At 77.1% G+C, this 20498-nt stretch carries 23 protein-coding genes; 18 read left to right on the top strand and 5 right to left on the bottom strand.

Translation table 11 applies throughout. The features are described from left to right. Positions 1 to 30 precede the first annotated feature (30 nt). From ACI78U_RS11290 to ACI78U_RS11240, 11 genes are all read left to right on the top strand, one after another. On the top strand, positions 31 to 1413 hold the full coding sequence (locus ACI78U_RS11290) for a cobyrinate a,c-diamide synthase (RefSeq protein WP_456875403.1): 1383 nt from the start codon (positions 31 to 33) through the stop codon (positions 1411 to 1413). Next, positions 1400 to 2095, top strand: coding sequence for an energy-coupling factor ABC transporter permease (locus ACI78U_RS11285; protein ID WP_456875402.1), 696 nt, complete (start codon positions 1400 to 1402; stop codon positions 2093 to 2095). Before ACI78U_RS11290 ends, ACI78U_RS11285 begins: the two co-directional genes overlap by 14 nt. Then, positions 2092 to 2400, top strand: coding sequence for an energy-coupling factor ABC transporter substrate-binding protein (locus ACI78U_RS11280; protein ID WP_456875401.1), 309 nt, complete (start codon positions 2092 to 2094; stop codon positions 2398 to 2400). The genes ACI78U_RS11285 and ACI78U_RS11280 overlap by 4 nt, the downstream gene beginning before the upstream one ends. Beyond that, complete coding sequence (gene cbiQ / locus ACI78U_RS11275; protein ID WP_456875400.1) at positions 2397 to 3131, top strand: cobalt ECF transporter T component CbiQ; 735 nt, start codon at positions 2397 to 2399, stop codon at positions 3129 to 3131. The genes ACI78U_RS11280 and cbiQ overlap by 4 nt, the downstream gene beginning before the upstream one ends. Beyond that, a complete protein-coding gene (locus ACI78U_RS11270) occupies positions 3128 to 3982 on the top strand; it encodes an energy-coupling factor ABC transporter ATP-binding protein (RefSeq protein ID WP_456875399.1) in 855 nt (284 codons plus the stop codon). Before cbiQ ends, ACI78U_RS11270 begins: the two co-directional genes overlap by 4 nt. Then, positions 3973 to 4320, top strand: coding sequence for a cobalamin biosynthesis protein (locus ACI78U_RS11265; RefSeq protein ID WP_456875398.1), 348 nt, complete (start codon positions 3973 to 3975; stop codon positions 4318 to 4320). Before ACI78U_RS11270 ends, ACI78U_RS11265 begins: the two co-directional genes overlap by 10 nt. Next, positions 4317 to 5417: an Rv2231c family pyridoxal phosphate-dependent protein CobC gene (gene cobC / locus ACI78U_RS11260; protein WP_456875397.1), complete on the top strand. Its 1101-nt coding sequence runs from the start codon at positions 4317 to 4319 to the stop codon at positions 5415 to 5417. The genes ACI78U_RS11265 and cobC overlap by 4 nt, the downstream gene beginning before the upstream one ends. 10 nt (positions 5418 to 5427) lie before the next feature. Further along, complete coding sequence (gene cobA / locus ACI78U_RS11255; protein WP_456875396.1) at positions 5428 to 6687, top strand: uroporphyrinogen-III C-methyltransferase; 1260 nt, start codon at positions 5428 to 5430, stop codon at positions 6685 to 6687. Between the two features lie 77 nt (positions 6688 to 6764). Next, complete coding sequence (locus ACI78U_RS11250) at positions 6765 to 7694, top strand: ABC transporter ATP-binding protein (RefSeq protein ID WP_456875395.1); 930 nt, start codon at positions 6765 to 6767, stop codon at positions 7692 to 7694. Next, positions 7691 to 8545 (top strand): ABC transporter permease, encoded by an 855-nt coding sequence (locus ACI78U_RS11245; protein ID WP_456875394.1) that lies wholly within the window; start codon positions 7691 to 7693, stop codon positions 8543 to 8545. The genes ACI78U_RS11250 and ACI78U_RS11245 overlap by 4 nt, the downstream gene beginning before the upstream one ends. Beyond that, positions 8542 to 8817, top strand: a complete 276-nt coding sequence (locus tag ACI78U_RS11240) for a helix-turn-helix transcriptional regulator (RefSeq protein ID WP_456875393.1) — start codon at positions 8542 to 8544, stop codon at positions 8815 to 8817. Before ACI78U_RS11245 ends, ACI78U_RS11240 begins: the two co-directional genes overlap by 4 nt. Positions 8818 to 8885: 68 nt before the next feature. On the opposite strand, the gene ygiD is transcribed toward ACI78U_RS11240, so the two are convergent. After that, positions 8886 to 9737, bottom strand: a complete 852-nt coding sequence (gene ygiD / locus ACI78U_RS11235; RefSeq protein WP_456875392.1) for a 4,5-DOPA-extradiol-dioxygenase — start codon at positions 9735 to 9737, stop codon at positions 8886 to 8888. Positions 9738 to 9771: 34 nt separating this feature from the next. Then, entirely contained in the window at positions 9772 to 10278 is a 507-nt protein-coding gene (gene soxR / locus ACI78U_RS11230; protein ID WP_456875391.1) for a redox-sensitive transcriptional activator SoxR, read from the bottom strand. Positions 10279 to 10326: 48 nt separating this feature from the next. On the opposite strand from soxR, the gene ACI78U_RS11225 reads away from it, so the two are divergent. Together ACI78U_RS11225 and ACI78U_RS11220 are read left to right on the top strand one after the other, a co-directional pair. Continuing rightward, positions 10327 to 11022 carry an SDR family NAD(P)-dependent oxidoreductase gene (locus ACI78U_RS11225; RefSeq protein WP_456875390.1) on the top strand — a complete coding sequence of 232 codons (696 nt, stop codon included), beginning with the start codon at positions 10327 to 10329 and terminating at the stop codon, positions 11020 to 11022. Then, a complete protein-coding gene (locus ACI78U_RS11220; protein ID WP_456875389.1) occupies positions 11019 to 12044 on the top strand; it encodes an S-adenosylmethionine:tRNA ribosyltransferase-isomerase in 1026 nt (341 codons plus the stop codon). Before ACI78U_RS11225 ends, ACI78U_RS11220 begins: the two co-directional genes overlap by 4 nt. An 8-nt stretch (positions 12045 to 12052) precedes the next feature. Here ACI78U_RS11220 and ACI78U_RS11215 read toward each other — a convergent pair whose 3' ends face one another. Then, on the bottom strand, positions 12053 to 12715 hold the full coding sequence (locus ACI78U_RS11215) for a response regulator (protein ID WP_456875388.1): 663 nt from the start codon (positions 12713 to 12715) through the stop codon (positions 12053 to 12055). Continuing rightward, the gene (locus ACI78U_RS11210; RefSeq protein WP_456875387.1) at positions 12712 to 13887 is read right to left on the bottom strand and encodes a sensor histidine kinase; all 1176 of its coding nucleotides are present in this window, start codon (positions 13885 to 13887) and stop codon (positions 12712 to 12714) included. Before ACI78U_RS11210 ends, ACI78U_RS11215 begins: the two co-directional genes overlap by 4 nt. 234 nt (positions 13888 to 14121) lie before the next feature. Here ACI78U_RS11210 and ACI78U_RS11205 point away from each other — a divergent pair, with 234 nt between their 5' ends. Both ACI78U_RS11205 and hflX read left to right on the top strand, forming a co-directional pair. Continuing rightward, complete coding sequence (locus ACI78U_RS11205; RefSeq protein ID WP_456875386.1) at positions 14122 to 14670, top strand: hypothetical protein; 549 nt, start codon at positions 14122 to 14124, stop codon at positions 14668 to 14670. Positions 14671 to 14831: 161 nt separating this feature from the next. Next, on the top strand, positions 14832 to 16004 hold the full coding sequence (gene hflX, locus ACI78U_RS11200) for a GTPase HflX (RefSeq protein WP_456875385.1): 1173 nt from the start codon (positions 14832 to 14834) through the stop codon (positions 16002 to 16004). A gap of 7 nt (positions 16005 to 16011) precedes the next feature. Here hflX and ACI78U_RS11195 read toward each other — a convergent pair whose 3' ends face one another. Beyond that, positions 16012 to 16716 carry a (2Fe-2S)-binding protein gene (locus tag ACI78U_RS11195; protein ID WP_456875384.1) on the bottom strand — a complete coding sequence of 235 codons (705 nt, stop codon included), beginning with the start codon at positions 16714 to 16716 and terminating at the stop codon, positions 16012 to 16014. Between the two features lie 135 nt (positions 16717 to 16851). Here ACI78U_RS11195 and acs point away from each other — a divergent pair, with 135 nt between their 5' ends. The 3 genes from acs (at position 16852) to ACI78U_RS11180 (ending at position 20461) form a co-directional block, all read left to right on the top strand. Continuing rightward, entirely contained in the window at positions 16852 to 18819 is a 1968-nt protein-coding gene (gene acs, locus ACI78U_RS11190) for an acetate--CoA ligase (RefSeq protein WP_456875383.1), read from the top strand. A gap of 191 nt (positions 18820 to 19010) precedes the next feature. After that, positions 19011 to 19514, top strand: coding sequence for a phage holin family protein (locus ACI78U_RS11185; protein WP_456875382.1), 504 nt, complete (start codon positions 19011 to 19013; stop codon positions 19512 to 19514). Next, entirely contained in the window at positions 19511 to 20461 is a 951-nt protein-coding gene (locus ACI78U_RS11180) for an alpha/beta fold hydrolase (protein WP_456875426.1), read from the top strand. The genes ACI78U_RS11185 and ACI78U_RS11180 overlap by 4 nt, the downstream gene beginning before the upstream one ends. Positions 20462 to 20498: the final 37 nt, after the last annotated feature.

Genomic DNA, 20498 nt, shown 5'->3' with positions numbered 1-20498 from the left:
GGAAGTGCCCGCAACCAGGGGACGGCGGTGGTGAGCGTCCCGCGCGTGGTGGTCGCCGCGCCGAGCAGCAACGCCGGCAAGACCTCGGTCGCCACCGGGCTGGTCGCCGCGCTCACCGCCCGCGGGCTGGCCGTCTCGCCGCACAAGGTCGGCCCCGACTACATCGACCCCGGCTACACCGGCCTGGCCGCCGGGCGCCCGGGGCGCAACCTCGACCCGGTGCTGGTCGGCGAGGAGCGCGTCGTCCCGCTGTTCCTGCACGGGACCCGCGGCGCGGAGGTCGCCGTCGTCGAGGGGGTCATGGGCCTGTTCGACGGCGCCACGCGGCCGGACCTGGAGCCCGGGTTCGCCTCCACCGCGCACGTCGCCCGGCTGCTGCGCGCGCCGGTGGTGCTGGTCGTCGACGCCTCGGCGCAGGCGCAGAGCGTCGCCGCGCTCGTGCACGGCTTCGCCACCTACGACCCGACGGTGCGGCTCGGCGGCGTGGTGCTCAACCGGGTCGGCAGCGACCGGCACGAGGAGATCCTCCGCGACGCGCTCGGCGGCTCCGGGGTGCCCGTGCTCGGGGCGATCCGGCGGCTGGCCGAGCTCGGCACGCCGTCGCGCCACCTCGGGCTGGTGCCCGCCGCGGAGCGGTCGGCCGAGGCGCTGGCGACCGTCGTCCGGCTCGGCGAGGTGGTGGCCGGCGCGGTCGACCTGGACGCCGTCCTCCGGCTGGCCCGCACCGCCCCCGCCCTGGACGCCGTCCCGTGGGACCCCGCGGCCGAGGTGTCCCCGGGGGCGGGCCGGCCGCGGATCGCCGTGGCCGGCGGCGCCGCCTTCACCTTCGGCTACGCAGAGAACGCCGAGCTGCTCGAGGCCGCCGGCGCCGAGGTGGTGCCGGTCGACCCGCTGCGCGACGAGGCGCTGCCCGAGGGCACCGCCGGCCTGGTGGTCGGCGGCGGGTTCCCCGAGGTGCACGCCGCGGACCTCTCGGCCAACGGGACGCTGCGCGCGGACATCGCCGCGCTCGCCGCCCGGGGCGGCCCGGTCGCCGCCGAGTGCGCGGGCCTGCTGTACCTGGCCCGCACCCTGGACGGCGTCCCGATGTGCGGGGTCCTGCCCACCGACGCGGTCATGTCCCCGCGACTGACCCTCGGCTACCGCGAGGCCGTCGCACTGAGCGACTCCGTCCTCGCGCCGGCCGGCACGCGGGTGCGCGGCCACGAGTTCCACCGCACCGTCGCCACCCCGGCCGCCGGGGCCGCACCGGCCTGGCGCTGGGCGGGAGGCGGGCCGGAGGGGTTCGTCTCCCGGGGCGTGCACGCCTCCTACCTGCACCTGAACTGGGCCGGCAGCCCCGCGCTGGCCCAGCGCCTGGTCGCCTCCTGCGCGGCGGCCCGTCCCGAGGAGGCACGGCATGCACATCGCTGAGGGGTTCCTCCCGGCTCCGCACGCGATCGGCTGGACGCTCGCCGCCGCCCCCTTCGTCGTGCACGGCGCCCGGGCGGTGGTGCGGGAGGTGCGCGAGCACCCCGAGTCCACCCTGCTGCTCGGCGCGGCCGGCGCGTTCACCTTCGTGCTCAGCGCGATCAAGCTGCCCTCGGTCACCGGCAGCTCCAGCCACCCGACGGGCACCGGTCCCGGCGCGATCCTGTTCCGGCCACCGGTGATGGCGCTGCTGGGCACCGTCGTCCTGCTGTTCCAGGCGCTGCTGCTGGCGCACGGCGGGCTGACCACGCTGGGCGCCAACGCCGTCGCCTTCGCCGTCGTGGGCCCGTGGGCCGGCTACGGCGCCTACCGGCTGGCCCGCGCCGCCGGCAGCGGCCTGCTGCCCGCGGTGTTCGCCGGCGTCGCCCTCGCCGACCTGGCCACCTACGTCACGACGTCGCTGCAGCTGGCGCTGGCCTTCCCCGACGCGGCCACCGGGTTCGCCGGCGCGCTGGTCAAGTTCCTCGGCGTCTTCGCGCTCACCCAGGTCCCGCTGGCGGTCGGCGAGGGCCTGCTCGGCGTGCTGCTGTTCCGGGTGCTCACCGTCAACGCCCGGCCGGAGCTCGAGCGCCTCGGCCTGCTGCGCCCCGCCGCTGCGGAGGAGACGGCGGAGGAGGCCCGGTGACCCGCCGCCGGCTGGTCACCGCGCTGCTGGTGCTCGCGGTGGTCGCGCTGTTCGCGCTGCCGCTGCTGCTCGACGGCGGGGCCTCCGACTACGCCGGCACCGACGGCCGGGCCACCGCGGCGGTCGAGGAGTCGGGCTACGAACCGTGGTTCGAGTCGGTCTTCTCCCCGTCGTCGGGTGAGGTCGAGTCCGGGCTGTTCGCGCTGCAGGCGGCGCTGGGCGGCGGCGTGCTCGGGTACGTGCTGGGCCGGCTGCGCGGCCGCCGCGCCGCCCGGGAGACGACCTCGCCTCCCGAGCAGCCGTGACCGGCCTGGCGGTCGACGACGCCGCCTGGGCCAGCGCCTGGCGCACCCGCTCGCCGCTGGACAAGCTGCTGCTCTGCGGCGGCCTGGTCGGGTGCGCGCTGGTGCTGCCGGTCTGGCCGGGATCGGTGCTGGTCGGTCTCACCGCCGTCGTCCTCGCCCTCGGCCCGGCCCGGGTGCCGGCCCGCACGTTCGGCCGCGCGGTGCGCTGGCCGCTGGCCTTCGTCGCCGTCGGCGCGCTGACCGCCGTCGTCTCGGTCGACGGCGGCGGGCTCGGCTGGGCACCCGGCGCCGCCGCCCGGGCCGGGGAGCTGGTCGGGCACTCGGTGGCCGGCGGTGCCGCGGTGCTGCTGCTGGCCACCACCACGCCGGTGAGCGACCTGCTGCCCGCGCTGCGCCGGCTGCGGGTGCCGGCCGCCGTCCTCGAGGTGGCCGGGGTGACCTACCGGATGCTCTTCGTGCTGCTGGAGAGCCTGCACACCATCCGGGAGGCGCAGACCGCGCGGATGGGCCACTCGTCGCTGCGCCGCTCCTACCGGTCCTCGGGGGTGCTGGCCGCCGCGGTGCTGACCCGCTCCTGGGAGCGCGCCCGCCGGATGCAGGAGGGCCTGGCCGGCCGCGGCATGGAGACCGGGCTGCAGGTCCTGCCCGAGTCGCGGCCGTCCTCGCCGGCGTTCCTCGCCGCGACCGCGGCCGGCCTGGCCGCGCTGGTGGCCGTGGGCGGGCTGGCATGAGCCACCGCACGCTGACCGCCGAGCGCCTGGTCGTCGGCTACGGACGCGGCGCCCGGGTCCTGGACGGCGCGTCGCTCGCCGTCCCCGCCGGGCGCCGGCTCGCGCTGCTGGGCGCCAACGGCTCGGGCAAGACCACGCTGCTGCGCTGCCTGTCCGGCGCGCTGCGGCCCGACGCCGGCGCGGTCGCCGTCGACGGGCAGCTGCTGCGGCACACCCGCGGCGGCCTGCGGGCGCACCGGCAGGAGGTCCAGCTCGTGCTGCAGGACCCCGACGACCAGCTGTTCAGCGCCTCGGTGGCCCAGGACGTCTCCTTCGGCCCGCTCAACCTGGGCCTGCCCGAGGACGCGGTGCGCGAGCGGGTCGCCGAGGCACTCGCGCTGCTCGCCGTCGACGCGCTGGCCGCGCGGCCGACCCACCAGCTCTCCTACGGCGAGCGCAAGCGCGTGGCGATCGCCGGCGCGGTCGCGATGCGCCCGTGCGTGCTGCTCCTCGACGAGCCCACCGCCGGCCTCGACCCGTCCGCCGTCGCCGAGGCCCTGGCCGCACTCGAGCGCCTGCAGGCGTCGGGGTCGACGGTCGTCATGAGCACCCACGACGTCGACCTCGCGCTGCGCTGGGCCGACGAGGTCGCCGTCGTCGTCGACCGGCGGGTGGTCCAGGGTGCCCCCGCCGACCTCCTGGCCGACGACGACCTGCTCGCCCGCGCCCGGCTCGACCGGCCCTGGGCGCTCACCGTCGGCGCCCGGCTGCGCGGGCTCGGGCTGCTCCCCGACGACGGTCCGCTGCCCCGCGACGCCACCGAGCTGCTGGCCGCGCTCCCCGACCGCCCCGGCGTCTCCCCGTGGACGTGACCGTCGGCGTCGGCGCGGTCTCCGGGGTGTCGGCGGAGGAGGTGCTGGCCGCCGTCGACGCCGTCCTGCCCGCCGGCGCCCGCGTGGCGCGCCTGGCCACCCTCGACGCCCGGGCCGCCGAACCGGGCCTGGCCGGGGCGGCGGCCGCCCGCCGCTGGCCGCTGACCGGGCACCCCGCCGCGGTCCTGGCCGGTGTCGCGGTGCCCTCGCCGTCGGCCCGGGTGGCGGCGGCGGTGGGCACGCCGTCGGTGGCCGAGGCCGCGGCGCTGCTCGGTGGCACGCGGCTGGTGGTGGCGAGGACCGTGCACGGCCGGGTGACGGTCGCGGTGGCGGCGTGACCCGGGACATCGACGACCACGTCGACCTGGACCACCACGGCGACCTCGACCTCGCGCCGGGCCTGGTCGACCTCGCCGTCAACGTCCGCGCCGGCACCCCGCCGCCGTGGCTGCGGCGGGTGCTGTCCGCGGCCCTCGACGACGTCGCCGCCTATCCCGACCTCCGCCCGGCCCGCGCCGCGGTGGCCGCCGCGCACGGCCGCGACCCGGCCGAGGTGCTGCCCACCTCCGGGGCCGCCGAGGCCTTCGTGCTGCTCGCGCGGGCGCTGCGGCCACGACGGGCGGTCGTGGTGCACCCCTCCTTCACCGAGCCGGAGGCGGCGCTGCGGGCGGCCGGGCACCCGGTCGAGCGGCTGCTGCTCGAGCCGCCGGGGTACCGGCTGCGGGCGGTCCCGGAGGACGCCGACCTGGTCGTCCTGGGCAACCCCACCAACCCCACGTCGGTGCTGCACGCGGCCGGCGACGTCGCCGCGCTGGCCCACCCCGACCGGGTGCTGCTGGTCGACGAGGCCTTCGCCGACACCGTGCCGGGCGAGCCGGACTCGCTGGCCGCCCGCGCCGACCTGCCCGGCCTGGTCGTCGTCCGCAGCCTGACCAAGACCTGGGGCCTGGCCGGCCTGCGCGTGGGCTACGCCCTCGGGCCGGCGGACGTGGTCGCCGCGATGGCCGCCGCCCAGCCGCACTGGCCGCTGTCGACCCCGGCGCTGGCCGCGCTCGTCGCCTGCACCACCCCGCGGGCCCGCGCGGAGGCCGACGCTGCGGCGCACGAGCTGGCCGCGCACCGCGCCGCCCTGCTCGCCGCGCTGCCGCCCGGCGTCGTCGTCGGCGAGCCGCGGTCGTCGTTCGTGCTGCTGCGCGTCACCGACGGCGAGCGGGTGCGCGCCGCGCTGCGCGCGCGGGGCTGGGCGGTGCGCCGCGGGGACACCTTCCCGGGCCTGTCCCCCGACCACCTCCGGGTCGCCGTGCGGGACCCGGCGACCTCGCGTGCGTTCGCCGCCGACCTCGCTGGGATCCTCGACGGGAACGACCGCCGTCCCGGAGGAGCACCGCTGACCACCCGCCCGACCCCGTCCGCGACCCGCGGAGCGGGCCTGTGAGAGAGACCTCGTGAACGCCACCCCCGTCGACCCGGCCAGCGGCGTCGTCTACCCCGTCGGCCTGCGGCTGCTCGACCGCCGCGTCGTCGTGGTCGGCGGCGGCTCGGTCGCCCACCGCCGGGTGGCCGGGCTGCTCGAGGCCCGGGCGCGGGTGACCGTGGTCAGCCCCGAGGTCACCCCCGCGCTCGAGGCGCTCGTCGAGCCCGGCTCGCTGTCGTGGGTGCGCCGCCGGTACCGGCCCGGCGACCTCGACGGCGCCTGGTACGCGGTGGCCGCCACCGACGACCCCGCCGTCAACGCGGCGGTGGCCGAGGAGGCCGAGCGGCTGCGGGTGTTCTGCGCCCGCGCCGACGACCGATCCGCCTCCAGCGTCTGGACGCCCGCCGTGGGCCGCCAGGGCGACCTGGTGGTCGGCGTGCACGGCGGCGGTGACCCGCAACGGGCGGTCGGCGTCCGCGACGCCGTCGTCGCCGGGCTCACCGACGGCAGCATCCGCGACCGCGCGGCCCGCGCCCCCGAGGGCCCCCGTACCGGCAGCGTCGTGCTGGTCGGCGGCGGTCCGGGCGACCCGGGGCTGATCACCGTCCGGGGGCAGCAGGCGGTCGCGCAGGCCGACGTCGTCGTGGCCGACCACCTCGCGCCGCAGTCGCTGCTGGCCTCGCTGCCGCCGGAGGTCGAGGTCGTCGACGCCTCGAAGCTGCCGCGCGGGCGGTCGATGGCGCAGGAGCAGATCAACGCGCTGCTCGTCGAGCACGCGCTGGCCGGCCGGCGGGTGGTGCGGCTCAAGGGCGGCGACCCGTTCGTGTTCGGCCGCGGCATGGAGGAGCTCGAGGCGTGCGTGGCCGCGGGCGTGCCGGTCGAGGTCGTCCCCGGGGTGACCAGCGCGATCGGCGTCCCCGGCCTGGCCGGCATCCCGGTCACCCACCGCGGGCTGACCCACGAGTTCGTCGTCGTCTCCGGGCACGTGCCGCCCGGGCACCCGCAGTCGCTGGTCGACTGGCCGGCGCTGGGCCGGCTGCGCGGCACGGTCGTCGTCCTCATGGGCGTCGACACCGCGGGGCCGATCGCGGCGGCGCTGGTCGAGCACGGCCGGTCGCCGGGGACCCCGGTCGCCGTCGTCGCGGACGGCTCCACCCCGACCCAGCGCGTCGTCCGCTCGACGCTGGCCGACCTGGCGCGGACCCTCGCCGACGAGGGGATCCGGCCGCCCGCGGTGTGGGTCGTCGGTGAGGTCGTCGGCCTGGCGCCCGCGCTGGACCGGCCCCGCTGACGGCTCCGACGGAGTAGTTGTGCTCCGGATGTAGCACTCCTACTATCAGTCGCACCCTGATGTCCGAGGGAGCGGCGATGAGCCAGCACGGATCCGAGCACCCCGTCGTCCGGGTGCGGGACCTGCGGATGAGCTACGGCAGCACCGAGGTGCTCACGGGGGTGGACCTCGACGTCCACGCCGGTGAGGTGGTCTGCCTGCTGGGCCCCAACGGGGCCGGCAAGACGACCACGATCGAGGTGCTCGAGGGCTTCCGGGTGCCCTCCGGCGGCGAGGTGGAGGTGCTCGGCGCGGACCCGGCGCGGGCCGGGGACGCCTGGCGTGCCCGCGTGGGCGTGGTGCTGCAGTCGTGGCGCGACCACGCCCGCTGGACCCCGCGCCGGCTGCTCGAGCAGCTGGGCGGCTACTACGCCCCGTACGGCACCCCCGAGCGGCCGCGCCCCTACGACGTCGGCCGGCTGCTCCACGTCGTCGGGATGGCCGAGCTCGCCGACCGCAGGATCGGCACCCTCTCCGGTGGCCAGCGGCGCCGCCTGGACGTGGCCGTCGGCATCGTCGGCCGCCCGGAGCTGCTCTTCCTCGACGAGCCGACGGCCGGCTTCGACCCGCAGGCCCGCCGGGACTTCCACGACCTGGTGCACCGGCTCTCGGACCTGGAGGGCACCAGCATCCTGCTCACCACCCACGACCTGGCCGAGGCCGAGCGGCTGGCCGACCGCATCCTGGTCCTGGCCGACGGCCGCATCGTCGCCGACGGCAGTCCCGACGCGCTGACCCGGCAGGTGGCCGGCACCTCGGAGGTGCGCTGGGCGTGCGGCGGGGAGCGGTTCGTGCACGGCACCGACGACGTCGTCGCGTTCGTCCGCGGGCTGTTCGAGCAGCACGGCGACGCGCTGACCGACCTCGAGGTCCGCCACGCCAGCCTCGAGGACACCTACCTGGCCATGGTGCAGCGGTTCGAGGCCGGTGCCCCGACCGCCCCGGTCCTCGCGGAGGTGACCCGGTGAGCGCCACCCGCACCGCACTCGGCCTCGGCGTCCGGCGCGGCTGGACGGAGTTCCTGCTCAGCCTCCGCAGCCCGCAGGACCAGGGCTTCTACCTGTTCGTGGGCATCAGCACGCTGCTCTACCTGTGGTTCAACCGCGACGAGCAGCTCGAGGGCACCGACGTCTCGCTGGTCGCGTACAGCCTGCCGAGCATCCTCGCGGCGCTGCTGGCCTTCGGCGTGGTCATCGGCCCGGCGTTCTCCCTGGCGATGGAGCGGGAGGACGGCACCCTCCTGCGGCACAAGGCGGTGCCGCACGGCATGCAGGGCTACGTCACCGGCCAGGTGGTCTACCACTCCCTGGGGCTGCTGCCCATGCTGCTGGTCATCCTGGTGCCGAGCTTCCTGCTCTTCGACGGGGTGGTGGAGCGCGGCGCGGCGGGCTGGCTCACCGTCGCCTGGGTGGTCGCGCTCGGGCTGCTGGCCACCCTGCCGCTGGGCATGGTGCTGGGATCGGTGGTCCCGAGCACGCAGAAGGTGAGCACCTGGGGGATGCTGCCGGTCTTCGTGGTCACCGCGATCTCCGGGATCTTCTTCCCCGTCCAGGCGCTGTGGGGCTGGGTGCAGGCCGTCGCGCAGGTCTTCCCGACCTACTGGATCGGCCTGGGCATGCGCTCGGCGTTCCTCCCCGACGCCGCGGCCGCCGTGGAGCTCGGCGACTCGTGGCGCACGGGCACGACCGTGCTCGTCCTGGCGGCGTGGGCGGTGGCCGGCCTGCTGGTCACGCCGCGGGTGCTGCGGCGGATGGCCCGCCGGCAGTCCGGCTCGTCGGTGGCGGCGGCCCGGGAGTCCGCGGCCCAGTGGGTGCGGTGAGCGGCGACCGCGACGCCGTCTACAACCGGATCGCGCTGCTGCGCGCGGAGCAGGGCGTGACCCGGCGGGAGCTCGCCGACGCCCTGGGAGTGCACTACCAGACGGTCGGTTACCTCGAGCGCGGCGAGTACAACCCCAGCCTGCACCTGGCGCTGCGGATCGCGGAGTTCTTCCGGGTGCCGGTCGAGGTGGTGTTCTCGACCCGGCCCTTCCCGCGGATCAGCGACGCCGCCCGCCCGGCACCGGGCGAGCCCCCCGCCGCCACCGGGTGAGGGGATGGAACGGCCCCCTTCCAGGTACCCGCGCCGAGCATGCGAGGCGTGGGGGGAGGGTGGTCCTCCTAGATGTTGGCACCGTCCGGAGGCGGCCCCTCGGGCAGCGGCGCGGCGAACCCGTTGCCGTCGGTCGCGGGTGGCGGCATGCCGACGGTGTAGCTGGTCATCGACAGCGAGCCGTAGGCGTACCCGTCGACCAGCACCTCCGCCGTCGTCCCCGTCGCGCCGGCCATCCCGGCGATGTAGAGCAGCGGCAGGAAGTGGTCGGGCGTGGGGACGGCGAGGTCGAAGTCGCGGTGCCCGTCGAGGCGGGCGATGGCGGCCGGGTCGCTGAGCATGACGTCGCGGGCGGCCTCGTCGAACCGCTGCGCCCAGTCGAACCCGGCGTCGGGCATCGCCCGGCTGACCCCGCCCAGGTTGTGCACCACGTTGCCGCTGCCGACCACCAGGACGCCGTCCTCGCGCAGCGGGGCCAGCGCCGCACCCATCTGCAGGTGGTAGTCGGCGCTCTTGAGCGCGTTGATCGACAGCTGCGCCACCGGCACGTCGGCGTCGGGGAAGGCGTGCAGCAGCACCGACCAGGCGCCGTGGTCGATCCCCCAGCTGTCGAGGTCGGCGCCGACCCAGGTCGGGGAGACCACGTCGGCCACCTGCTCGGCCAGTTCCGGCAGCCCGGGGGCGGCGTACTCCACGTCGAACAGTTCGGGCGGGAAGCCGAAGAAGTCGTGGATGGTGCGCGGCCGGGGCATCGCGGTCACCGCGGTGGCGTGCACGTACCAGTGCGCCGAGACGACGAGGACGGCCCGGGGCCGGGGCACGGCGCGGCCGAGCGCCCGCCACGCCTCGGTGTAGCGGTTGCGCTCGAGGGCGTTCATCGGGTTGCCGTGGCCGATGAAGGCGGCGGGCATGACGGTCATCCGGCTCTCCTCCCCGGGTGCGGTCCCGTCCGGATCATCGCCTCCCGGGCGCGGGGGCGCGAGGTGCGGCGGAGACCCCGGCCCGGCCGCCCGGGGGCAGCCGGCGCAGCACCGGGGACAGCCGGCGGGCTCCGGGACCCTCCGCGCCGGCGACGTCGCCGGGGTTGGACAGGCCGCACGAGGTCAGCGACAGGCAGCCGCAGCCGATGCAGGACGACAGCCCGTCGCGCAGCTGCACGAGGGCGGCGATCTGCTCGTCGAGCCGGTCCCGCCAGGAGCGGGAGAGCCGCTCCCAGTCGCGGGCCGAGGGCGTGCGCCCCTCGGGCAGCGAGGCCAGCGCCTCGCGGATCTCCGGCAGCGACAGGCCGACGTTCTGCGCCGCGCGCACGAAGGCCAGCCGGCGCAGCACCGAGCGCGGGTAGCGGCGGGCGCCGCCCGGCGTGCGCTCGGCCGACACCAGCCCCTCGGCCTCGTAGAACCGCAGGGCCGACGGCGCCAGCCCCGAGCGGGCCGCCACCTCCCCGATCGCGAGCAGCTCCACGGGCAGCCCCCTTGACCTCAACTCGACTTCAGGTCGCAGCGTAGCGCCATGACACCCACCGCCCTCGTCACCGGAGCCTCCCGCGGCCTCGGTCTCGCCCTCGCCACCGAGCTGTCCTGCCGCGGCTGGCGGCTCGTCGTCGACGCCCGCGACGCCGCCCGGCTCGCCGCCGCGGTCGCGGCCCTCCCCCGCCCCGACCTGGTCACCGCCCTGCCCGGCGACGTCGCCGACCCGGTCCACCGCGCCGCGCTGGCCGCCGCGGCCGGCGACTCCCTCGACCTGCTCGTGGCCAACGCCTCCGCGCTCGGGCCGACACCGCTGCCCCGGCTGGCCGACCTCGCGCCCGCCGACCTCGAGGACCTGCTGCGGGTCAACACCGTGGCCCCGCTGGCGCTGGTCCAGGCGGTGCTGCCCGCGCTCGAGCGGGCCGGCGGCACCGTCGTCACGGTGACCAGCGACGCCGCCGTCGAGGCCTACGAGGGGTGGGGCGGCTACGGCGCGAGCAAGGCGGCGCTGGACCTGCTGACCGCCGTCCTCGCCGTCGAGCTCCCGCGGCTGCGCGTCCTCGCCGTCGACCCCGGTGACATGGCCACCGACATGCACGCGGCCGCCGACCCCGGCGCCGACCCGGCCGACCTCGCCGCACCGGAGGACGTCGCGCCCGCGCTGCTGCGCGTGCTCGACGGCGACGTCGCCGGCCCGCGCGTCCGCGTGGCCGACGTCGCCGCGGCGGTGCGCCGGTGACCGCCCCTGCCCTGCCGATGGGGGCACTGGCCACCGTCCCGCCGGAGCGCCGGGGCCTGACCCGCGACGGCGTCCGGCTCCTGGCCGTCGGCCCGGGCCGCACCACCTCCGCCCGCTTCTCCGACCTGCCCGAGCTGCTCGAGCCCGGCGACCTGCTGGTGGTCAACACCTCCGCGACGCTGCCCGCCCGCCTCCCTGCCCGGCGCGCCGACGGCGCGACCACCCCGGTCCACGTCTCGACGACGCTCGACGACGGCTCGTGGCTGGTGGAGGTGCGCCGCCCCACCGACGACGGCCCCGAGACCGGCCTCGAACCCGGCACCGCGCTCGACCTGCCCGGCGGGGTGCGCCTGGTGCTGCGCGACGGCTTCCCCGACCCGGCGGCGCCCGGGCGGCTGTGGCGGGCGCACGCCAGCCCGGCGGTGTCGGTGCCGGCCTTCCTCGCCCGGTACGGCCGGCCGGTGCACTACGGGTACCTGGATGCGCCGGTGTCGCTGGCCGACGTCCGCAACGTCTACGCGACCGAACCCGGCAGCGCGGAGAACGCCAGCGCCGGGCGGCCGTTCACCGACCGGCTGCTCGTGCGGCTCCTGGCCCGCGGCGTCCCGGTCGTCCCGCTGGTCCTGCACGCGGGCGTCTCCAGCCCCGAGGTGCACGAGCCGCCGGCGCCCGAGCGCTACCGCGTCCCCGAGGTCACCGCCCGGCTGGTCACCGCGACCCGGGCGGCCGGGCGGCGGGTGGTCGCCGTCGGCACCACGGTCACGCGGGCCCTGGAGACGGTGACCGGCGAGGACGGCGTCACCCGGCCCGGCGAGGGCTGGACCGACCTCGTCCTGGGTCCCGACCGCCCGGCCCGGGCGGTGACCGGGCTGGTCACCGGCCTGCACGCCCCCGAGGCCAGCCACGTGCTGCTGCTCGAGGCGGTCGCCGGCGCCGATCTCGTGGCCCGCGCCTACCGGGCCGCGGTCGACGGTGGGTACCTGTGGCACGAGTTCGGCGACTCGCTGCTGTTCCTGCCCTGACGCCTGCCTCACCCCGGCCGGGCCGGGGGCCCGACGAGGCCGGCCTCGTGGGCGAGGACGACCAGCCGGATCCGGTCGCGTGCACCGAGCTTCTCGAGCAGCCTCGCCACGTGGGTCTTGACCGTCGCCTCGCCGATCCCGAGCTCGACGGCGATCTCGGCGTTGGTGGCTCCCCGGGCGACCACGCCCAGCACCTCCCCCTCCCGCGGGGTGAGCCGGCCCAGGAGCCGCCGCGCGGCCGGGGTGGCCGGTCCGCGCAGGTGGCGGTCGACCAGGCGGCGGGTGACCCCGGGGTCGAGGAGGACGTCCCCCTCCGCGACGGCGCGGACCGCGGCCAGCAGCGACGGGCGCGGCGTGTCCTTGAGCAGGTAGCCGCTCGCACCGGCCGCGAGCGCGTCGAGGACGTGCTCGTCGAGGTCGTAGGTGGTCAGCACGAGGACGCGGCACCCCGGCGCCGCGGCCTGGATCCGCCGGGTGGCCTGGATGCCGTCGAGCCGCGGCATCCGCACGTCCATCAGGACGACGTCGGGCGCGAGCTGCCGGGCCAGGGCGACCGCCTCGACGCCGTCGGAGGCGGTCCCGACGACGTCGACGTCGGGCTGGGCGCCGAGGATGAGGGCCAGCCCCTCGCGCACCAGCTCCTGGTCGTCGGCGACCAGGACGCGGATCACCCGGCACCGCCCGCCCTGGCGGGCAGCGGGAGCTCCGCCGCCACGGTGAAACCGCCCGCGGGGTCCGGCCCCGCGGCGACGGTGCCGCCGGCGGCCGTGACCCGCTCCCGCATCCCGCGCAGGCCGTGCCCGCGGCCGCCGGGGCGGTGCCGCACGGGCGGGGCGCCGGGCTCGTTGTGCACCTGCACGGCGAGCCGGCCGTCGGCCACCGTCAGCCGGACCTCGGTCGTCGGCCGCCCGGCGTGCCGCAGCACGTTGGTCAGCGCCTCCTGGACCACCCGGACGGCGACCGCTCCGGTTCCCGGGTCCAGCCCGTCCGCCGCACCGGTCACGACGAGGGAGACCGGCACGCCGGCCGCGCGGACGGCGGCCACGACGGTCTCGATCTGCTGGACGGCCGACCCGGAGGGGCCCTCGCCGCGCGGGTCCACCGGCCCGCGCAGGGCCTCCAGCACCCCGCGGACGTCCTGCATGGCCGAGCGGCCGGTGTCCTGGACGTGGGCGAGCGCCCGGTGGGCGCGGTCCGGGTCGGACTCGAGCAGCTCGTCGGCGACGCCGGCCTGCACGAGCATCACGACCAGGTCGTGGGCGAGCACGTCGTGCACCTCGCGCGCGAGGCGCACGCGGTGCTCGGCCGCGGCCGCCGCCGCCCGGGCCTCGACCTCCGCCCGTGTCCGCTCGACCGCACCGGCCTGCTGGCGCACCCACGCCCCCACGGCGTAGATCCAGACGGGGTGGAGCGCCCAGACCCAGGAGGAGGCCACGCTGCCGAGCGGGTCCCAGGCCAGGTGCAGCAGCACCGCCGCCGACCCGACGGGTACGCCGACCAGGGCCCCGGGCCGGTGCCCGTGGCGGCCACAGGCGTAGACCCCGACGGCGATCACCGCCGCCTGGGCCCCTGACTGGGAGGCGCCGTCGAGAACGGCCGGCAGGAGGAGCAGGGCGCAGGCGACGAGCAGGACGGCGACCGGCGCCCGGCGGCGCGCCGCCAGCACGAGCGCCGCGGACGCCCCGGCGACCGCGTCCGCGGCCGGGTGGCGGGACGCCGACCCCAGGAGTGCCTCGGCGACGCACAGCCCGGCCATCGCCACGGCGGGGAGCCACTCCCCGAGGGACGTCCCGGGCAGTCCCGTCCCCGCCCGCCGGCGGTCCAGCACCCGTTGCCGGGTCACGGGGGGACGGTAGCCGCCCGCGCCCCCCGGCTGGTCCGTCCGCGGAGCGATCCGGGTCCACCGGCAGGCGGAGGCGGACCCACCTGCCGCCCGATGTGCCGGCCCACCGCCGTCGAGAGGCTCGGACCGTCCACCGACCCACACCTGGAGGTCCTCATGGACACCCGCTCACAGCCGCGGCGCCGTGGACCGGCAGCTCCCGACCGGACCGGTGCCGAGCACTCCCCTCCCCGGGTGCGCCCCCACCGCGGACGGCGGCCCGCGCTGGTCGCCGCGCTCACCGCGGCCGGGGTGGCGCTCCCCTCCGCCGCCTGGGCCGGGCCGCCGTCCACCCACTACGTCGTGACGGTCCCCGTCCAGGAGACCCACCAGGCCACCGGCGCGGACGGGGACACCGGGGTGTGCACCCCGCAGGAGACCGCCCACTTCACCGGCACGCAGACGATCCGACTGCGGTCGACGGTCGCCGGCCTGACCGACGCGCAGGTGGTCGCCCTGACCGAGAGCCCCGAGGTCGATGCCAGCGTGCTCGACGCACGCTCCGAGACGCGGGGGACCCTGGTGGTCCGCTCCGGCTCGCACACGTACACCACCCGGTACACCGACCGGTGGGCCGTGCGCCCGCGCGACGGCGTCGTGACGATCACCAGCAGGTTCCTCGCGGTCGGCCGGTCGGAGCAGGGGACCCCGTTCACGATCTCGGCGACCGGACTGCTCGTCCAGGCCGGTGACCGGACCCTGGCCGACCGGGAGGACCAGTCCGTGCGCGGCTGCCTCCCCTGACCCCCGGCCGCGGCCACCGGCGTCACACCCGGCACCCGTGCGGCGACCCGTTGCTCCTCCTCCCGGTGGCGGGACGGGAGCCGACCGGCGAGGCTGGCGGAGCCGGGACGACCGGGCCAGCACGGCCCTCCTCCCCGGCCACGGCGGCCGGGGAGGCCGGGATGCCAGGCACGTGGCTGCTCGGAGCACGACAGGAGGGGACGGCGGCCGGGGACGGCGCGGAGCCGCCCCGCGCGGTGCTGCTGGGGCTCCGGCCCGACGACGCCCGTGGGGACGGTGACGGGGACGGGCACGCCGTCGACCCGCTGGACGAGCTGGAGCGGCTGGCCGACACCGACGGCGTGGCCGTGGTGGGCCGCATGGTGCAGCCGCGCCAGCACCCCGACCCGGCCACCTACCTCGGCTCGGGCAAGGTCGCCGAGCTGTCGGAGCTGGTGGCCGAGAAGGGGGCCGGGCTGGTCATCGCCGACGGCGACCTCTCGCCGGGACAGGTGCGCAACCTGGAGGACCGGGTCGGCGCCCGGGTCGTCGACCGGACCGCGCTCATCCTCGACGTCTTCGCCCAGCACGCACGCAGCAGCGAGGGCCGGGCGCAGGTCGAGCTGGCCCAGCTGGCCTACCAGCTGCCGCGGCTGCGCGGGCAGGGCACGGCGCTCTCGCGGATCGGCGGCGGGCGCACCGCCGGCGGCGCGGGGACCGGCGTCCGCGGACCGGGCGAGCAGCGCCTGGAGAGCGAGCGTCGCCACCTGCGCCGCCGGATCACCCTGCTGCGGCGACAGGTGCAGCAGACCGCCGCCCGCCGGCAGCGCACCCGCAGCCGCCGCCGGTCCAGCCGGGTCCCCGCGGTGGCGCTCACCGGCTACACCAACGCCGGGAAGTCCGCCCTGCTCAACCGGCTGACCGGCGCCGACGTGCTGGTGCAGGACGCGCTGTTCGCCACCCTGGACCCCACGGTCCGCCAGGGCCGCACCCCGGACGGCCGGCACTACACGCTCACCGACACGGTGGGCTTCGTCCGCCACCTCCCCCACCAGCTGGTCGACGCCTTCCGCGGCACGCTGGAGGAGGTGGTCGAGGCCGACCTGGTCCTGCACGTCGTCGACGCCTCCGCGCCCGACGCCATGGCGCAGGTGACGGCGGTGCGCGGCGTCCTGTACGAGATCGGCGCGCGCGACCACCCGGAGCTGCTGGCCCTCAACAAGGTCGACGTCGCGCCGGACGGGTGGCTCGCCGGGCTCCGCGCGGTGTACCCGGACGCGGTGCCGGTCTCCGCGGTGACCGGTGAGGGCATCGACGACCTCCGGGCGGCGATCGCCCGCGCGCTGGCCCGGTGAGCTCGCCTCACCACAGACCCGCGGCAGCCTCCAGCAGCACCCGCCGGTGCTCCGGCGGGCGGCCCGGGCAGGCGGTGCACGTCGGCTGCCCGGGCAGCCGCAGGAGCAGGCAGCAGGAGACGCGGCGGACGAACCGGGTGCCGCCGACGTCGGTGTAGCGCGGCGCCGGCAGCGGTGGTCCGACCGCGGCGGCCACGGGTGCGGCCAGTGCGGTCACCGTCGCGACGTCCCCGAGGGCCCGGCCGAGCGCCAGCAGCCGGCCGGCCAGCGCGTCGGTGGCCACCGCCCACAGCGGCCGCTCGCGCACCCCGCCCGCCGCGGCGACGGCGGCGACGGCCGCGGCGAGCGACTCCCGCAGCTCCCCCGCCGGGTCCGGCCCGGCCGGCGCCGCGGACACCCCGGCCAGCAGCGTGCCGCCGACCTCGTACAGCGTGGTGTCGGCCAGCCGCGCCGACAGCGGGCGCCCGGTGGCCAGCCCCGCCGCCACGGGGGTCACCAGCACCGCCGACGCCGAGTACCACCACACCGTGGCCAGCGCCCGGCGGTCGCCGCTGCGGTACCGGCGGCCCAGCGCGCTGACCCGCTCCGCCGTCCAGCCGGCGTCGGCCAGGAGCACCGCCGGCAGCGGCCGGGCCGCGGGCGGGGCGAGCAGGCCGAGCGCGGCGGCCCCGGGCACCCGGGCCGCCACGGCCGCCTGCGGTCCGCCGTCCACCGGGCCAGTCTCCGGGAGACCACCGCGGGGTGGTCGCGACGGGGCCCTGCCCCGGCGTCCTCCTGGCCCTACGGTGTGTGCTGGGACACGCCGCCCGCCGGCGGCGCGCGACACCTGACACGGAGGGAGCCCCACGTGAGCGAGTCGACCGGGCCGGAGGGCCGCCGCTTCCCCGCGCCGGAGGCACTGGCTGCCGAGGCGAACGTCGGCCCGGACGTCTACGCCGAGGCCGAGCGCGACCGGCTGGCATTCTGGGAGGAGGCCGCCCGCCGGCTGAGCTGGTCGCAGGACTGGGACCAGGTGCTGGACTGGAGCAACCCACCCTTCGCGAAGTGGTTCGTCGGCGGGAAGCTCAACGTCGCCTACAACTGCCTCGACCGGCACGTCGAGGCCGGCCACGGGGACCAGGTCGCCTACCACTGGGAGGGCGAGCCGGGCGACACCCGCACGATCACCTACGCCCAGCTCACCGAGGACGTGTGCCGGGCGGCCAACGCGCTGGTCGAGCTCGGCGTCCAGGCCGGTGACCGGGTCGCCATCTACATGCCGATGATCCCCGAGACGATCGTCGCGATGCTCGCCTGCGCCCGCATCGGCGCGGTGCACATGGTCGTCTTCGGCGGCTTCTCCGCCGACGCCCTGGCCAGCCGGATCACCGACGCCGGCGCCGTCGTCGTCGTCACCGCCGACGGCGGCTACCGGCGCGGGGCCCCCAGCGCCCTCAAGCCCGCCGTCGACGACGCCCTGACCCGCACCGAGGGCGTCCGCAACGTGCTGGTCGTCCGGCGCACCGAGCAGGACGTCGACTGGACCGAGGGCCGCGACCTGTGGTGGCACGACGTCGTCGACCGCCAGTCGCCGCAGCACACGCCCGAGGCGTTCGACGCCGAGCACCCGCTCTACATCATGTACACGTCGGGGACGACGGCGAAGCCGAAGGGGATCCTGCACACCTCCGGCGGCTACCTGACCCAGGTCGCCTACACCCACTGGGCGACGTTCGACCTCAAGCCCGACAGCGACGTCTACTGGACCGCGGCCGACGTCGGCTGGGTCACCGGCCACAGCTACATCGTCTACGGCCCGCTGGCCAACCGGGCGACGTCGGTGATGTACGAGGGGACGCCGGAGACGCCGCACCGCGGCCGCTGGTTCGAGCTGATCGAGAAGTACCGCGTCACGATCCTGTACACCGCGCCCACGGTGATCCGGACGTTCATGAAGTGGGGCGAGGACATCCCGGCCGGCTTCGAGCTCTCGTCGCTGCGGGTCCTGGGCTCGGTCGGCGAGCCGATCAACCCCGAGGCGTGGCTCTGGTACCACCAGAACATCGGCGGCGGCCGCTGCCCGATCGTCGACACCTGGTGGCAGACCGAGACCGGCGCCCACATGATCACCCCGCTGCCCGGGGTCACGCAGCTCAAGCCGGGCTCGGCGCAGACCCCGTTCCCCGGCATCAGCGCCAAGGTGGTCGACGACGAGGGCAACGAGCTCGGTGACGACTCCACCGGCCTGCTGGTGCTCACCGCGCCGTGGCCGTCGATGCTGCGCACCATCTGGGGCGACGACGACCGCTACGTCGACACCTACTGGTCGCGGTTCGGCAAGGAGGTCTACTTCGCCGGCGACGGTGCCAAGAAGGACGAGGACGGCGACATCTGGCTGCTCGGCCGGGTCGACGACGTCATGAACGTGTCGGGGCACCGCATCTCCACCACCGAGGTGGAGTCCTCGCTGGTCGCCCACCCGGCGGTGGCCGAGGCCGCCGTCGTCGGCGCCAGTGACCCGACCACCGGACAGGGCATCGTCGCGTTCGTCATCCTCCGCGGCAGCGCCGAGCAGCAGGGCGAGGGCGCCACCGGCGACGACCTGGTGCAGCAGCTGCGCACGCACGTGTCCAAGGACATCGGCCCGATCGCCAAGCCGCGCCAGATCATGGTCGTGCAGGAGCTGCCCAAGACCCGCTCCGGCAAGATCATGCGGCGGCTGCTGCGCGACGTCGCGGAGAACCGCGAGCTCGGCGACGTCACCACGCTGACCGACTCGTCGGTGATGAACCTGATCAAGGAGAAGCTGCCGGCGTCCAGCGGCTCCGACGACTGAACGAGGCATAGGAAGCTCTCCCCACGTCCTGGCGCCCAGGACGTGGGGAGAGCTTCCTATGCCCCGGGCCCACCTCCGCCGGACGCACCTACGGGGGACGCCGGGGCGCGGCGAACGCGATCATGGGGGACGATCACCGTCAGGCCGTCTCCGGCGGCCGGTCCGACGAGCCCGACCAGGGAGGAGCCCCCGTGGCCCACAGCGCGTCGTCCACCCAGTCCACCGGGCGGCATGCCGTCAGCGCCGAGCCCTCGGTGGGGTCGCTGGTGCAGAGCGCCATGGCCGACGTGTCCACGCTCGTCCGCGCGGAGATCGAGCTGGCCAAGGCCGAGGTCAGCCGCTCGGCGAAGAAGGCCGGCGTGAGCGTCGGGCTGTTCGCCGTCGCGGGCGTCCTGCTGGCCTTCGCCGGCCTGTTCCTGTTCATCATGCTCGCCGAGCTGTTCACCTGGCTGGGTCTGCCCCGTTGGGTGTCCTACCTGATCGTCACGGTCGGCCTGCTGCTGGTCGCGGCCGTGGCCGGGCTGGTCGGTCAGCGGATCCTCAAGAAGATCGACAAGCCCGAGCGGACGATGGAGTCGCTGCGCGAGTTGCCCGAGGTGATGCACCGCGAGGCTCCCGGCACCCGCCGCCGCGCCCTGCCGACGGTGAGCAACGGGCGCGTCGAGCGGCGCTCCCCCGACACCTACCTGGTCTGAGCGGCGCGAGCGGGCGGCCCGGGGGCGCCCCCGCCGACGAGCGGCCCGACGCGACCAGCGTCCTGCTGCCCGGCCCCTGGCTGCACCGGGACGCGTCGGCCAACGGCGTCCGGCTGCACCTCGCCGAGGCCGGGGAGGGCCCGCTGGTCCTGCTGCTGCACGGGTTCCCGCAGTACTGGTGGACCTGGCGCGCCCAGCTGCCGGTCCTCGCCGAGGCGGGCTTCCGCGCCGTCGCCCCCGACCTGCGCGGCTACGGCGCCAGCGACAAGCCGCCGCGCGGCTACGACCTGCCGACGGCGGCCAGCGACGTCGCCGCGCTGGTACGCGCCCTCGGCGAGCAGGACGCCGTCGTCGTCGGGCACGACTGGGGCGGGCTGGTCGCCTGGACGATGGCCGCGCTGCACCCGCGCAGCGTCCGCCGTCTCGTCGTCGTCTCGATGGCCCACCCGCGGCTGCTGCGCGCGGGGCTGCGCGACCGCGCCCAACGGCGGGCGCTGCGCCACGTGCTGGGCTTCCAGGTCCCCCGGCTGCCCGAGCGGCGGCTGACCCGGGCCGACGACGACCCGGTCGCCGACTTCCTGCGCCGCTGGGCCGGGCCGGACTGGACGCACACCGCCGACTTCGCCGAGGCGGTCGAGCGCTACCGCTCCGCCGCGCGGATCCCGCAGGCGGCCTACGGGTCGATGGAGTACTTCCGCTGGGCCGGCCGCTCGCAGGTGCGGCCCGACGGGCTGCGCTTCGCCCGCCGGATGGCCGCCCCGGTCACGGCGCCCACCCTGCAACTGCACGGCGCGCTGGACCCGCTGGTCCTGCCGCGGACCGCACGCGGCTCGGGCCGCTACGTGGCCGGCGCCTACGAGTGGCGCGAGCTGCCCGGCGTCGGGCACTTCCCGCCCGAGGAGGCCGCCGCCGAGGTCAGCGCCGCGATCGCCACCCGGGCGAGGTGACGTGCCGGAACGGCCCGCCCTCAGGGTCCTGGTGACG

Source organism: Geodermatophilus sp. SYSU D00710, from assembly GCF_054050195.1.
This window is presented reverse-complemented; position numbering and strand designations above follow the sequence as displayed.

Excerpts from the sequence above, each read along its gene's own strand:
- ACI78U_RS11285 (WP_456875402.1), top strand. The coding sequence starts at position 1,400 with ATGCACATCGCTGAGGGGTTCCTCCCGGCTCCGCACGCGATCGGCTGG.
- ACI78U_RS11250 (WP_456875395.1), top strand. The coding sequence starts at position 6,765 with ATGAGCCAGCACGGATCCGAGCACCCCGTCGTCCGGGTGCGGGACCTG.
- ygiD (WP_456875392.1), bottom strand. The coding sequence starts at position 9,737 with ATGACCGTCATGCCCGCCGCCTTCATCGGCCACGGCAACCCGATGAAC.
- hflX (WP_456875385.1), top strand. The coding sequence starts at position 14,832 with ATGCCAGGCACGTGGCTGCTCGGAGCACGACAGGAGGGGACGGCGGCC.
- ACI78U_RS11225 (WP_456875390.1), top strand. The coding sequence starts at position 10,327 with ATGACACCCACCGCCCTCGTCACCGGAGCCTCCCGCGGCCTCGGTCTC.
- ACI78U_RS11270 (WP_456875399.1), top strand. The coding sequence starts at position 3,128 with ATGAGCCACCGCACGCTGACCGCCGAGCGCCTGGTCGTCGGCTACGGA.